Genomic DNA, 13,639 nt, shown 5'->3' on the forward strand with positions numbered 1-13,639 from the left:
AACGTCCTGTCCGGTCCAGGACAGTCGTGTCCGGTCCCAGGCGCAGGCGGCAGTCTTCGATCATGCACCGCCCGGCCCCGGATGGGTAGACCACCGACATTTGAGGGGCCACAAACAGCGGTTGTGTCAAGGCATTGTTGTGGGGGTCGACCAGGGCCGCAACCATTCGAGTCACGGCTGAGCGAAACCCTTCACCGCCTCGCGGGCGCCGCGTAGCAATGCTCCTCATGACCGAGACGCTCGCCCGCCGCGCCCCGGCCGCCGCCACCCGGCCCGGGACGGCGGCGCCCAGGGAGGCCCCCGCCGGGGCCACGCCGCGCCGGCTTCGCCGCGGCGGCCGGGCCGCAGTGCCGCTGCTGCCGGTCCTGGTCTTCCTGGGGTTGTGGCAGCTCGCCGCGGTCAGCGGGCTGTGGAACGAGATCTTCGTGCCGTACCCGGCGACCGTCTGGCGCGCCGCGGTCGATGCCTCCACCACCCACGACGGGGTCCGCGGCTACCAGGGACACCTGCTGTGGGAGCACCTGTACATGACGCTGCGCCGGGTCACGGCGGGCGTGGTGATCGGCGTGGCCGTCGGGGTGGCGCTCGGTCTGGCGATGGGCACCGTCGGCTGGTTGCGCCGCATCCTCGAACCCTGGCTGACGTTCCTGCGGGCGCTGCCGCCGCTGGCCTACCTGTTCCTGCTGGTGATCTGGCTCGGGATCGACGAGGCGCCGAAGATCGCCCTGCTCGCCCTCGCGGCGCTGCCGCCGGCCGCCGTCGCCACGACCGCCGCGGTGCTCGCGGCCCCGGTCGGCCTGATCGAGGCCGCGCGTGCCCTCGGTGCCACCCGGGCCCAGGTGATCCGCGACGTGGTGGTGCCCTCCGCGCTGCCGGAGACCTTCACCGGGGTGCGTCTCGCGGTCGGCATCGCCTACTCGTCGGTGGTCGCCGCGGAACTGTTCAACGGCCTGCCCGGAATCGGCGGCATGGTCAAGGACGCCTCGAACTACAACAACACACCGGTGGTGCTGGTGGGCATCGTCGCCATCGGACTGTCCGGACTCGTCATCGACGCCCTGCTGCGTGCCGCCGAACGGCGCGCGGTGCCCTGGAGAGGAAATCTATGAGTAACCCCGTCAGTCGTGCCCGCCGGGTGCTGGCCGTCGCCGTGGCCGGAGCGGTCCTCGCGCTGGGCGTGGCGGCCTGCTCGGTCGACTCGTCGGCGAGCAACGACAAGCCGACCATCCGCGTTGCGTACCAGTCCTTTCCGAGTGGCGACCTGGTGGTCAAGAACGGTCACTGGCTCGAGGACGCGTTGCCCGGCTACAACGTCAAGTGGACGAAGTTCGACTCCGGAGCGGACGTCAACACCGCGTTCGTCGCGGGCGAGGTCGACTTCGGCGCGATCGGATCGAGCCCGGTGGCGCGCGGACTGTCGGCGCCGCTGAACATCCCGTACCAGGTTGCGTTCGTGCTCGACGTGGCCGGCGACAACGAGGCGCTCGTCGCCCGGAACGGCACCGGCATCGAGTCCGTGGCCGACCTGCGTGGCCGGAAGATCGGCACCGCGTTCGCCTCCACCGCCCACTACAGCCTGCTGGCCGCGCTGAACCAGGCCGGCCTGTCGGCCTCCGACGTGCAGCTGGTGGACCTGCAGCCGCAGGCCTCGCTCGCGGCGTGGCAGCGCGGCGACGTCGACGCGGTCTACACCTGGCTGCCGACGCTCGACGAGCTCCGCCGCGGCGGCAAGACCCTGATCACGAGCCGTGAGCTGGCCGCCGCCGGCAAGCCCACCCTCGACCTGGGCGTGGTGTCCGCGGACTTCGCCGCCGCGCACCCCGAGGTCGTCGACGCCTGGCGCACGGCCCAGGCGCGGGCCCTGACCGCCATCGCCGACGACCCGGCCGCGGCGGCCGAGGCGGTGGCAGCGGAGATCGGAAGCACGCAGCAGGACGCGGCCGCACAGCTGAAGCAGGGCGTCTTCCTCGCGCCCGCCGCGCTGTCCTCGCCGGACTGGCTCGGCACCGAGGGCGCGCCCGGCAACCTGGCGAACAACCTGCACAGCGCCGCGCAGTTCCTGGCCGAGCAGAAGCAGATCGGTGCCGCGCCGGACCTGGCCGTCTTCCAGCAGGCGCTGTACGTGGAGGGACTGCCCGGTGCCGTCCAGTGACGCGGAGCCGCACGTCCGGCTCGGCGACGTCACCCATTTGTACGGGGAGGTCACCGCGGTCGGGCCGCTCTCGCTCGACGTGCCCGCCGGGGAGTTCCTGGTGCTGGTCGGGGCGTCCGGCTGCGGCAAGAGCACCCTGCTTCGGCTGATCGCCGGCTTCGAGCGACCGACCGCGGGCGAGATCAGCGTCGCGGGCGTGTCCCCGGAACCGGGTGTGAGCGCGGGCGTGGTGTTCCAGCAGCCGCGGCTGTTCCCGTGGCGCAGCGTCGGGGGCAATGTCGACCTGGCGCTCGAGTACGCCGGGGTGCCGCGGTCGGAGCGGGCCGCGCGGCGCGAGGAGCTGCTCGTGCGGGTCGGTCTCGACGCCGTGTCGGACCGGCGGATCTGGGAGATCTCCGGCGGCCAACAGCAGAGGGTGGCCATCGCACGGGCACTGGCCGCGGACACCTCGCTGCTGCTGCTCGACGAGCCGTTTGCCGCGCTGGACGCCCTGACTCGCGAGCGGCTCCAGGAGGATCTGCGGGCGGACGGCGCGGCATCCCGTCGAACCACTGTGTTCGTCACGCACGGTGCGGACGAGGCGGTCTTCCTCGGATCGCGCATCGTCGTACTCGGCCGGCGGCCGGGCCGGATCGCGCTGGATCTGACGGTGGACCTGCCGCGTTCGGGGGTCGACCCGGACGAGTTGCGGGGGTCGCCGCGATTCGCCGCGCTGCGTGCTCAGGTGGGGCACGCGGTCAAGGAGGCTGCCGCCGCGTGAGCCGCTCCGGGAGGTTGTGAAAAACTGTCCCCATGAGCTACGCAGGCGACATCACTCCCGAGCAGGCATGGGACCTGCTGCGCGAGCATCCCGGGGCGGTCCTCGTCGACTGTCGTACCGACGCGGAGTGGCGGTTCGTCGGGGTTCCGGACACCTCGGAACTGGGCCGGACCCCGGTGTTGATCGAGTGGGTCAGCGTCAGTGGCGCCCGCAACGACAACTTCGTCGACCAGCTCAAGGAAGCCGGCATCACCGGCGGCGAGGCGCGCGAGGTCGTGTTCCTGTGCCGTTCGGGCCAGCGTTCCATCGGCGCGGCCGAGGCCGCGACCGCGGCCGGAATCGGCCCGTCCTACAACGTTCTCGACGGCTTCGAGGGTGGCATCGGCGCGGACGGTCACCGCGGCGCAGCCGGCTGGCGCGCGGTCGGACTTCCCTGGAGGCAATCATGAGTGGCATTCCCCGCGGCGGCGCGTTCCACAAGGAACTGCCCCCGAACGTCGGCCTGGGCACCCTCGGGGTGCGGGGCGGTGTGATGCGTACCGGCTTCGAGGAGACCTCGGAGGCGATGTTCCTCAACTCGGGGTTCGTCTACGAGTCGGCCGGTGCGGCGGAGGCCGCCTTCACCGGCGAGGTCGACCACTTCGTGTACTCGCGGTACGGCAACCCGACCGTGAAGATGTTCGAGGAGCGGATGCGCCTGATCGAGGGCGCCGAGGCCTGCTTCGCCACCGCGAGCGGCATGTCCGCGGTGTTCACCGCGCTCGGCGCACTGCTCGGCGCCGGTGACCGGCTGGTCGCCGCCCGCAGCCTGTTCGGCTCCTGCTTCGTGGTGTGCAACGAGATCCTGCCCCGCTGGGGCGTCGAGACCGTCTTCGTCGACGGCGACGACCTCGAGCAGTGGGAGCAGGCACTGTCGGTGCCGACGACCGCGGTGTTCTTCGAGACGCCCTCCAACCCGATGCAGTCGCTGGTCGACGTGCCGCGGGTCTCCGAGATGGCGCACGCCGCCGGCGCGAAGGTGGTGCTGGACAACGTCTTCGCGACGCCGCTGCTCCAGCGCAGCCTCGACCTCGGCGCGGACGTGGTGGTCTACTCCGGCACCAAGCACATCGACGGCCAGGGCCGGGTGCTCGGCGGTGCGATCCTCGGCAGCGAGGAGTTCATCGACGGGCCGGTCAAGAACCTGATGCGCCACACCGGCCCCGCGCTGAGCCCGTTCAACGCGTGGACCCTGCTCAAGGGCCTCGAGACCATGCCGGTCCGGCTGCGGCACACGGTGGACTCCACGCTGCAGATCGCGAAGTTCCTGGAGGGACACAAGGCGATCCGCTGGGTGAAGTACCCGTACCTGGAGTCGCACCCGCAGTACGACCTGGCGAAGCGGCAGATGAGCGGCGGCGGCACCGTCGTCACCTTCGAACTCGAGGCCCCCGAGGGCGAGGGCAAGAAGCGGGCCTTCGAGATGCTCGACGCGCTGCGCGTCATCGACATCTCGAACAACCTCGGCGACGCCAAGTCGCTGATCACCCACCCGGCCACCACCACGCACCGCGCGATGGGGCCGGAGGGTCGCGCGGCGGTCGGGATCACCGACGGCGTGGTGCGGCTCTCGGTGGGTCTCGAGGACGTCGAGGACCTGCTCGCGGACCTGGCCGGCGCGCTCGACTAGTCGAGCCAATCCGGCGGCCGACGCCGGCCGCCGGGCACGTAGCGAACTCTCGGAGGTCAGTGTGTCGGTGGCAGGTGCGGCGATGGTCGGGCGCGGTGCGCCTGTTCCGCGTCGGCGTCGAGGGCGGATGGTCGCCGCGGCGCTGATCGCGGTGGTGGCGACGTTCGCGTCGGCGGCCTGCGGCGGCTCGACCGGTACCGGGGGCGCCGACGCGTCCGGCGGCGCGTCCGCCGGCGACGGCACGTTCCCGGTGACCGTGCGGTCCGGGGCGTCGGGATCAGGCGACGAGGTGACGATCGCCGCGCGGCCGGAGGCCGTGGTCTCGCTCAGTCCCACCGCCACCGAGACGCTGTGGGCGCTCGGCGCCGGCGAGCAGGTGGTGGCCGTCGATGCGCTGTCCGACTACCCGGCGGGCGTGCCGACGACCGACCTGTCCGGCTTCTCCCCGAACGTGGAGGCGGTCCTCGGCTACCAGCCGGACCTGGTGATCGCGATGGACGACACCGGCGGACTGGTCTCCGGGCTGAAGGCGGCCGGGGTGCCGACCCTGCTGCTGCCCGCGGCCGCCGACCTCGACGACGCGTACTCGCAGATCGAGCGGATCGGCGCGGCCACCGGACACCTGCCCGACGCGGCGGCGCTGGTGGCGTCCATGCGCGGGGAGATCGACGCGGCGGTGGCGGCGGCCCCGCCCCGTGCCGAGCCGTTCACCTCGGGCGGAGCCCCGGGTCGTGCATCGACCTCGGGCGGAGCCTCGGGCCGTGTATCCACCTACTTCCACGAACTCGACGACACCCTCTTCACCATCTCGGGCCAGACCTTCCTCGGCGAGATCTACGGCCTGTTCGGGCTGCGGAGCATCGCCGACGCGGCCGGCGCCGGGGACGCCTACCCGCAGCTGTCGGCCGAGTACGTGGTGGCCGCCGACCCCGACCTGATCTTCCTGGCCGACGGCCAGTGCTGCGGGGTCACCACGGAGAAGGTTGCCGCCCGGCCCGGCTGGTCCGGGATGGCCGCGGTCCGGGACGGCCGGGTGCACGTGCTCGACGAGGACGTCTCGAGCCGCTGGGGCCCGCGGGTGGTGGACCTGGTGACCGCGATCGGCGGCGTGCTCGCCGCCCAGCCGGCGCCCGTCGGGTGACCGTCCCGGCCGCCGGCGCCGGGCCCGCCGGGACCACGGCGGCGTCGCGCGTCGACACCGGGCCGCGCCGGGGACGGTCCGCGCTGGTGCTCGCGGCGGCAGTCCTGATCCTGATGGCCGCGCTGCTCGTCGGGGTGCTGGTCGGCCCGGCCGGGCTCACCGCCCGGTCGGTGCTGCTGGATCTGCTCGACGCGATCCCCGGTGTGCACGTGGACTCGGGGCTGACCCCGCAACAGCACGCGATCCTGTGGCAGATCCGGCTGCCGCGGGTGGTGCTCGGTGCCCTCGTCGGCGCGACCCTGGCCATCGCGGGCGCCGCCTACCAGGGCGTCTTCCGGAACCCGTTGGCCGATCCGTACCTGCTCGGAGTGTCCAGCGGGGCCAGCCTCGGTGCGACGGTGGCGATCGTGGCCGGTGGCGCCGGCGTCGCCTACGGGGTGCCGGTCGCCGCGTTCGTCGGCGGGGTGCTCGCGGTGGCCGCGACGTACCTCCTGGGCCGCGGCATCGGCGGGGTCCGCAGCGAGGTGGTGATCATCCTGGCCGGCGTCGCGGTCGCGGCCTTCGCCAACGCCGTCCAGACCTTCCTGATGCAGCGCTACGACGAGACGCTGCGGCAGGTCTACAGCTGGCTGCTGGGCCGGCTCAGCACCGACGGCTGGACCGACATCCGGGTGGTGCTGCCGTACGTGGTGGTCGCCGCGGCGGTGATCCTGCTGCACCGGCGGACGCTGGACGTGATGGCCGTCGGTGACGTGGAGGCCGCCAGCCTTGGCGTGAATCCGGCTCGGGTGCGGCTGGTCCTGGTGGGCGCCGCGACCCTCGGCACGGCCGCGGTGGTCAGCGTCAGCGGGCTGATCGGGTTCGTCGGCATCGTGGTGCCGCACGCGATCCGACTGGTCGTCGGGCCCGGGCACCGGTTGCTGCTGCCGTTGTCGCTGCTGCTGGGTGCGGCGTTCCTGGTGCTCGCCGACGTGGTCGCTCGGTGGGCGCTGGCGCCGGCCGAGTTGCCGATCGGCGTGGTGACGGCCGCGATCGGTGCGCCGTTCTTCCTGCTGGTGCTGCGTCGCAGCCGGGGCGTGGCATGAGCGGGGGAGTCGGGGCGCCGGGTGTGCCGCCGGCCGTGGCGTGCGTGGGGCTCGGGGCGAGCCGGGGCGGCGTCCCGGTGCTCGACGGGATCGACCTGCTGGTGCGGCCCGGCGAGTGGGTCGCGATGGTGGGACCGAACGGCGCGGGCAAGACCACCCTGCTGCACGCCCTGGCCGGGCTGGTGCCGTCCACCGGGACGGTCACGGTCGGTGGCCTCGACCCGTCGCAGACCGCGCGCCGGGCGATGTCGCGGGTGGTGGCCCTGATGCCGCAGCGGCCGGTGGTGCCGGAGGGGGTGACGGTGACCGAACTGGTCCGGCTCGGACGCACGCCCCACGTGCCGAGGTTCGGCACCGAGTCCGCGCACGACCGCGACGTGGCCGACGAGATCATGGCGCGACTGGACCTGACCCGGTTGGCGCACCGACGCGTCACCGCGCTGTCCGGCGGCGAACTGCAGCGGGTGGGCCTGGCCCGCGCGCTGGCGCAGGAACCGCAGGTGCTGCTGCTGGACGAGCCGACCAGCGCACTCGACATCGGTCACCAGCAGCAGGTGCTGGACCTGGTGGAAAGCATGCGGGCGGCCGACGGCCTCACCGTGGTCGCGGCCATGCACGACCTGACGCTCGCCGCCCAGTACGCGCGCCGGCTGGTGCTGCTCGCCGGCGGCCGGGTGGTCGCGGACGGGACGCCGCGAGAGGTGTTGCAGGCGAAGACGATCGACCGGGTCTACGGCGCCCGGGTGGAGGTGCTGGACCGGCCCGGCGGGCTGGCGGTGCTGCCGGTTCGCAGCCGGCCGGGCGACGGCTCGGTGGCGGGCTGATGGAACTGGTCCTGCTGGGTACCGGCGCCGCGGACGGCTGGCCGAATCCGTTCTGTACCTGCGCGTCCTGCATGCTGGCCGCGGCCCGCGGCGACATCCGGGGGCAGACCTCCGCGTTGGTCGACGACGTGCTGCTGCTGGACTGCGGGCCGGAGGCGCCACGCGCGGCGGTCCGGTCGGGTCGCACCCTCGCCGGGGTGCGGCACGTCCTGCTCACCCACGCTCATCCGGACCACGTGGGCCCGGCGGCGTTGCTGTTCCGGTCGTGGGCGGGCCGGACCGAACCGCTGGACGTACTCGGCCCGCCGGAGGCGCTGGACCTGTGTCGCGACTGGGTCGGTCCGGACGACCCGGTGCGGTTCGTGCCGGTCGCGGCGGGGGATACGGTGACGTTGGGCGGGTACCTGGTGCGGGTGCTGGCCGCCACCCACTGGGCGGTGCGCGAGGGCGACGCCGTGCTCTACGACCTCGCCGGGCCGGACGGCCGAAGGTTGTTGTGGGCCACCGACACCGGGCCGCTGAGCGGGGCTGCCCTGGCCTGCGTCCGCGGCGCCGCCTACGACGCGGTGTTCCTGGAGGAGACGTTCGGCACGAAGACCGACCACGGCGGCGACCACCACGACCTGACCAGCTTCCCGCGGACGCTGGCGGCGCTCCGTGAGGCCGGCGCGGTCACCGACGGCACCGACGTGGTCGCCGTGCACCTGGGCCACCACAACCCGCCGCTGCCCGAGCTTGCCGAGCGGCTGAGTCATTGGGGTGCAAGGGTTCTCGACGACGGTGTGGTGGTGTCGATCGGCGGGGACTCGATCGGTGCGCCACCGCTCCGCCCGGCCGGCGCGTCCCGGACCTTGGTGCTGGGCGGCGCCCGGGCGGGAAAGTCCACCTACGCCGAACGTCTGCTCGCCGCCGAGCCGAGGGTGCTCTACCTGGCGACGGGCGGAACCGACGGCGGCGACGCCGACTGGGCGGTGCGGGTGGCCGCCCACCGGGCCCGGCGGCCCGAGGGCTGGCACACCGTCGAGACGGCGGACGCGGCGGTGGCGCTGCGGGGCGCGCGCGATCCGGTGCTGTTCGACTGCGTCGGCACCTGGCTGGCGGGCCGGCTCGACCACCATGATGCTTGGCGCAGTGGCGATTTCAGTGCGGTCGACGCGGACGTCGAGGACCTGCTGAGTGCCTGGCGGTCGGCGTCGGTGCGGGTGGTCGCGGTGAGCAACGAGGTGGGCAGCGGGGTGGTCCCGGCGACGGCGTCGGGTCGCCGGTTCCGGGACCTGCTGGGCCGGGTCAACGCGTCGCTGGCCGCCGAATCCGAGTCCGTGGTGCTGGTCTCGGCCGGGCTGCCGGTCACCCTCCGCTGAGGTTCCCCAATGTCACATTGAGGGTCGTGAAGTGAGCCGATGTGACATTGGGGGCCGCGGTAGGTCGGTTCGTTCGTTGTCGACGCTTGGGGCCGCGCGGCACGTGGCGCTACACGTTGAGCCTGCCGAGCCTCATCACCTCGCGGTTGCCCGTGCACCAGCGCTGGACCGCGCACACCGAGCTGATCCGCCAGCCATCCTCGCCTCGCCGGAGACCCATGTCGTACTGACCACCGGAGGTCCACAGTGGTCCACCGGTGTTGTTGGGCTTCACGTGAGTGGCCACGACCTGCGAGATGCACCTGGCCTCGTCACCCGAGCCACTGACCAGGTGCCCGGACACCTGGTGTTGCGTCGCGTCGAGGTTGCCGAGCAGGCGCTCGGCGTTCTTGACGTAGTCGGCGCGCGGCGTGTCGGTCGGAGCGCCACCGAAGACGCCGCTGTAGTCCAAAGTGATTGTCTCGGTGAAGACCTCGTGGAGGTCAGCCCACCGGCGCTCGTCGATGTAGTAGGTCATCTTCGTGCAGGTCTCGATGATTTCCGCACGATCGTCGGCGCTGAAGCGCTCATCGGTCATTCAACTGTTCCCTTCGTTCACGGGTGATTGCGGACGCTCGCCGGCCGCGCCACTGGCGAGGAGATCGTCGATCGCCATGGTGTCGACGCCCCACTCGCCCAGGACTGCACGGGTGTGTGCGCCGGGCGCGGCCGCCGGTGCCGGGAGCCCAGGAGGCGTGCGTGAGAAACGCGGGGCCGGAGCTGGTTGTACGACGCCGCCGACCTCGACGAAGACATTCCGCGCGCGGTTCGCCGGATGCCGGGTCGCCTCCGTCGGGCTGAGCACCGGCGCGAAGCACGCATCGGTGCCCTCGAGCAGGTCGCACCACTCCTGGCGGGTCCGGGTGGCGAACAGCTCGGCGAACGTGGACCGTGTCGCTGCCGCGTCGGCCGTACGGTCGACTTCGACACCCAGACGGTCGCACAGGTCGTTGTAGAACCGGGACTCCAGAGCGCCGATCGCGACGAACTGGTGATCGGCCGTCTCGTACACGTCGTAGTGACCGGCACCGCCGTCGAGGACGTTGCTGCCGCGTTTCTCGGACCACTCTCCGGAGCCGATGAGTTCGTGGATCGCGGTGGTGAGGAGCGCCGCCCCGTCCACGATCGCGGCATCGACCACCTGGCCCCGTCCCGACGACCTCGCCTCGAGAAGCGCGCTCACGACACCGAGGGCGAGCAACATGCCGCCGCCGGCGAAGTCGCCGACGATGTTGCCGGGCGGGACGGGTCGATCGGGTGTCCCGATGCCGTGGAGCGCACCGGCAAGCGCGATGTAGTTGATGTCGTGGCCGGCGGTCTGGGCGAGTGGGCCGTCCTGGCCCCAGCCGGTCATGCGCCCGTAGACCAGACGCGGGTTGCGTGCACGGCAGGTCTCGGGACCGATGCCGAGGCGTTCGGCCACGCCGGGACGGAAGCCCTCGATCACCGCATCCGCGCTCTCACAGAGGCGGAGGAATGCCTCGACGGCGTCAGGGTTCTTGAGATCGAGTGCCACGGAGCGGCGGCCTCTCCCGACCGGCTCGTGCTCCAGCAGTGCCTCACCGCGCGGTGCGAGACGGTCTATGCGTACGACGTCCGCGCCGAGGTCGGAGAGCAGCATGCCGGAGAAGGGCAGTGGACCCATGCCCTGCAGTTCCAGCACGCGTACTCCGGCGAGAGGGCCGCTCAAAGCCCGGCCCCCGGAGCGGTGGCGGGCTCGCTGGTCGACCCGAGGGTGCGCACCAGCTTGACGGTGTTCTCCAGCAGCTGCCCGATCAGCTTCGTCGCCCCGGGGTCGATGAGTGTGCCGTCCTCGAAGCGGGTGTGCGCCCGGGTGACGAAGACCTCCGGATGGTTCACCACATGGGACTGGGTGAACACGAAGGACTGACGCAGTTGGGATTGCGCGCGCGCCGTGCCGAGGATGCTCGGCGATGCGCCCATGAGCGCTACCACCTTGCCCTCGAGCCCGGAGTTCCCTGGTGGGATCGAGATCCAGTCGAGTGCGTTCTTGAGCACCCCGGGGACTCCGTAGTTGTACTCGGGAGTCGCGATGACGAGAACGTCGGCAGCGCGAACCGCCTCTCGCAACTCGGCCACGACGGCGGGTCCGCCCTGGCGGGCGTCGTCCTCGTTGAACGGCGGAATCTCGGCCAGCCGGGTGAACGGTTCGATCTTCAGTTCGTCCGGGCTCAGCCGGATGATGTTGTCGAGCAACAACTGGTTGTAGGAGCCGGCGCGAAGGCTGCCTGCGATCCCGACGGCAGAGAGAGTGCGGGGGACGTTCACGTCATTGGTCATCGTCAGGAGCCTTTCTCACTGCTGTTGGACGCGTGGCTCGCGCGGGAGTCCCAGGACGCGTTCGGCGATTGCGTTCTTCATGATCTCGTCGGTTCCGCCGCCGATCCGCAGGCCCAGGGCGCCGGTGAGCAGTTCGGTCCAGGGGTTCTCGAGGACGCCGTCCGGGCCGAGGGCGCGCAATGCGGTGTCCGCGGCGAGGTACTGGCCCTCCGTCGAGAGCAGCTTCGTGATCGAGCCCTCCGCCCCTGGCGGACGCCCCTCGTTGGCTGCGGTGCGCAGCCGGAGCTTGAGGATGCCCAGGATGTGCTGGATCGTGTGCACGTCGGCGAACTGTCGTCGGATCGTCGGGTCGTTGCTGTGATCGCTGGTGCGGAGCAGCTCCAGCAGTGGTTGCGCGCCAACGATATCCGGCTCCAGCGAGTAGCGCTCGGCCATCAGGGTGGTCATCGCGACCTCCCACCCCTGGCCGGGTTCGCCGAGAATCGCGTCGGCCGCGACCTCCGCGTCGTCGAAGAAGACTTCGTTGAAGGTGTGTGCTCCGGTCGCCTGCTTCAGCGGCCGAACCGTGACTCCCGGCTGCTTCAGGTCGACCAGGAACGCGGTCAGACCGTGATGTCGGGGAGCGTCCTCGCTGCGGGCGAGGAGGTAGCCGAAGGACGCGTACTGGGCGTAGGACGTCCAGATCTTCTGCCCGTTGATCCGCCAGCCGTCCGCCGTCCTGCGTGCGGTGGTCCGGATGGCGGCGAGGTCGGATCCGGCGTCGGGCTCGGAGAACAGCTGGCACGAGAGTTGGCGGCCGGCCAGGAGCGGCGTCAGGTACCGCTTGCGTTGCTCGGCGGTTCCCCACCGGGCAAGGGTCGGCACGATCATTCCCATCGTGACCGACTGGGCGTCGAGCGGCAGGCGGAATCGACCCTCCTCTTCGGCGAACAGGAGTTTCTGGGGGACGTCACCGCCCGCGCCGCCGTACTCCGTCGCGATGCCGATACCCGCCCAGCCCTCCGCGTGTTTGCGGGCCTGCCAGGCGAGTGCCTGCTCCACGTGGCGAACGGATTCCTCGGCGGTACGAGCGCCGAAGACGGTCAATCTGCCGGTGTCCGGCTCCTCGAAGAACGGGGCGTTCGCGGCGAGCCACTTCGCGGCTTGCTCGCGGTAGGTGACGTCGGCGGGCGAATCAGCGAAATCCATGGTTGCTCCTAGCGGGTCTCGGCGAGCAGAAGGCGGGCGGCGACCGCGTCGCGGTGATCGTCGGGACTTCCCAGAGTCATTGCGCGGCTCCGGGCCCGGCGGACGTGCAGGTGCGCGTCGTGTTCCCACGTGAATCCGATCCCGCCGTGGGTCAGCAGATTCGCCTCTGCTGCTTGCACATAGGTGTCCGAGCACCACGCCTTCGCCATCGATGCGACGAGGACGAGTTCCTCCGTCGCGCCCTGGTCGGCGAGCCATGCAGCGTGATAGACCAGCGACCGTGCGCCCTCGATCTTGAGCAGCACGTCAGCGCACCGGTGCTTGATCGCCTGGAAGGACCCGATTGCCCGTCCGAACTGCGTTCTCGTCTTCGCGTACTCCACACAGGTGTCCAGGCAGGCCTGTGCGCCTCCCAACTGCTCGGCGGCCAACGCGATGTTCGCGAGCGCGAACGCCCGCTCGACCGTGTCCGAGTCGGTCGCGCCGAGTCGGACGGCCGGGGTGTCGTCGAAGCGGATCCGGCTCGATCGGGTGACCAGATCGTAGGGTGTGGCTTCGTCTGTGGGCGCGTCGAGGGCTCCGCGCTCGACAGCGAACAGACCGGTCCCGGTGGTCGTGCGCGCCGGCACGATCAACAGACCTGCCGACTCCGCGTCGATGACCGCTTCGGCGACGCCGGTCAGCCGCGCGTCGTCGGACGAGTGGACCGGAAGGTTCGCCATCGACCCGACCCCCACGGGGAGCGCGAACGTGGCGATCAGCTCGCCGTCGGCGATCCGGGGGAGGAAGTCGGCGCACGCCGTGTCGTCATCGGCCGCGAGGAGTGCGGTGGCAGCCAGGCCGACACTGGCCAGGTACGGCGACCGGACGAGACGGCGGCCGAACTCTTCGAGGACGATCGCGAGTTCGACCATCCCGCCACCGGCCCCGCCGTACTCGACCGGAATCGGGACCGACATCAGGCCGAGCTCGTCGGCCGCGCGGCGCCAGGCCGTTTCGTCGTAGTGGAGGCCGGCCTCCATGAGTGTTCGTACCTGCTGCCGATCGGAGGTGTCGAGGAATCGACCGACGCTGTCGCGGAGAGCAGCCTGCTCTGGGGTGAAACCGAATTGCACGATC

The 13,639-nt window shown here is 71.5% G+C and carries 14 protein-coding genes; 9 read left to right on the plus strand and 5 right to left on the minus strand.

Features of this window, described 5'->3' with window-relative positions:
• Positions 1–227: 227 nt before the first annotated feature.
• From AC1DWC_RS02600 to AC1DWC_RS02640, 9 genes are all read left to right on the plus strand, one after another.
• Entirely contained in the window at positions 228–1,109 is an 882-nt protein-coding gene (locus AC1DWC_RS02600; RefSeq protein WP_477905889.1) for an ABC transporter permease, read from the plus strand.
• Positions 1,106–2,152, plus strand: coding sequence for a taurine ABC transporter substrate-binding protein (locus AC1DWC_RS02605; protein WP_477905891.1), 1,047 nt, complete (start codon positions 1,106–1,108; stop codon positions 2,150–2,152). Before AC1DWC_RS02600 ends, AC1DWC_RS02605 begins: the two co-directional genes overlap by 4 nt.
• Positions 2,139–2,912, plus strand: coding sequence for an ABC transporter ATP-binding protein (locus tag AC1DWC_RS02610; RefSeq protein ID WP_477905893.1), 774 nt, complete (start codon positions 2,139–2,141; stop codon positions 2,910–2,912). The genes AC1DWC_RS02605 and AC1DWC_RS02610 overlap by 14 nt, the downstream gene beginning before the upstream one ends.
• Before the next feature lie 32 nt (positions 2,913–2,944).
• Complete coding sequence (locus tag AC1DWC_RS02615) at positions 2,945–3,361, plus strand: rhodanese-like domain-containing protein (RefSeq protein ID WP_072846173.1); 417 nt, start codon at positions 2,945–2,947, stop codon at positions 3,359–3,361.
• The gene (locus tag AC1DWC_RS02620; protein ID WP_477905896.1) at positions 3,358–4,581 is read left to right on the plus strand and encodes an O-succinylhomoserine sulfhydrylase; all 1,224 of its coding nucleotides are present in this window, start codon (positions 3,358–3,360) and stop codon (positions 4,579–4,581) included. Before AC1DWC_RS02615 ends, AC1DWC_RS02620 begins: the two co-directional genes overlap by 4 nt.
• A gap of 82 nt (positions 4,582–4,663) precedes the next feature.
• Positions 4,664–5,722, plus strand: a complete 1,059-nt coding sequence (locus AC1DWC_RS02625) for an ABC transporter substrate-binding protein (protein ID WP_477906022.1) — start codon at positions 4,664–4,666, stop codon at positions 5,720–5,722.
• Positions 5,723–5,835: 113 nt separating this feature from the next.
• Positions 5,836–6,807, plus strand: a complete 972-nt coding sequence (locus AC1DWC_RS02630; protein ID WP_477906024.1) for a FecCD family ABC transporter permease — start codon at positions 5,836–5,838, stop codon at positions 6,805–6,807.
• Positions 6,804–7,631 carry an ABC transporter ATP-binding protein gene (locus AC1DWC_RS02635; protein ID WP_477905898.1) on the plus strand — a complete coding sequence of 276 codons (828 nt, stop codon included), beginning with the start codon at positions 6,804–6,806 and terminating at the stop codon, positions 7,629–7,631. Before AC1DWC_RS02630 ends, AC1DWC_RS02635 begins: the two co-directional genes overlap by 4 nt.
• On the plus strand, positions 7,631–8,992 hold the full coding sequence (locus tag AC1DWC_RS02640) for a bifunctional adenosylcobinamide kinase/adenosylcobinamide-phosphate guanylyltransferase (RefSeq protein ID WP_477905900.1): 1,362 nt from the start codon (positions 7,631–7,633) through the stop codon (positions 8,990–8,992). The genes AC1DWC_RS02635 and AC1DWC_RS02640 overlap by 1 nt, the downstream gene beginning before the upstream one ends.
• A gap of 109 nt (positions 8,993–9,101) precedes the next feature.
• Here AC1DWC_RS02640 and AC1DWC_RS02645 read toward each other — a convergent pair whose 3' ends face one another.
• The 5 genes from AC1DWC_RS02645 to AC1DWC_RS02665 are packed head-to-tail and all read right to left on the minus strand — an operon-like array spanning position 9,102 to position 13,635.
• Positions 9,102–9,569, minus strand: a complete 468-nt coding sequence (locus tag AC1DWC_RS02645) for a nuclear transport factor 2 family protein (protein ID WP_477905902.1) — start codon at positions 9,567–9,569, stop codon at positions 9,102–9,104.
• A complete protein-coding gene (locus AC1DWC_RS02650; RefSeq protein ID WP_477905904.1) occupies positions 9,570–10,721 on the minus strand; it encodes a CaiB/BaiF CoA transferase family protein in 1,152 nt (383 codons plus the stop codon).
• Positions 10,718–11,332 (minus strand): NADPH-dependent FMN reductase, encoded by a 615-nt coding sequence (locus tag AC1DWC_RS02655; protein ID WP_477905906.1) that lies wholly within the window; start codon positions 11,330–11,332, stop codon positions 10,718–10,720. The genes AC1DWC_RS02650 and AC1DWC_RS02655 overlap by 4 nt, the downstream gene beginning before the upstream one ends.
• Before the next feature lie 15 nt (positions 11,333–11,347).
• Positions 11,348–12,520, minus strand: coding sequence for an acyl-CoA dehydrogenase family protein (locus AC1DWC_RS02660; RefSeq protein ID WP_477905908.1), 1,173 nt, complete (start codon positions 12,518–12,520; stop codon positions 11,348–11,350).
• An 8-nt stretch (positions 12,521–12,528) separates the two neighbouring features.
• The gene (locus tag AC1DWC_RS02665) at positions 12,529–13,635 is read right to left on the minus strand and encodes an acyl-CoA dehydrogenase family protein (protein WP_477905910.1); all 1,107 of its coding nucleotides are present in this window, start codon (positions 13,633–13,635) and stop codon (positions 12,529–12,531) included.
• Positions 13,636–13,639 lie beyond the last annotated feature (4 nt).

This window comes from Rhodococcus sp. P4_C10 (assembly GCF_056402135.1).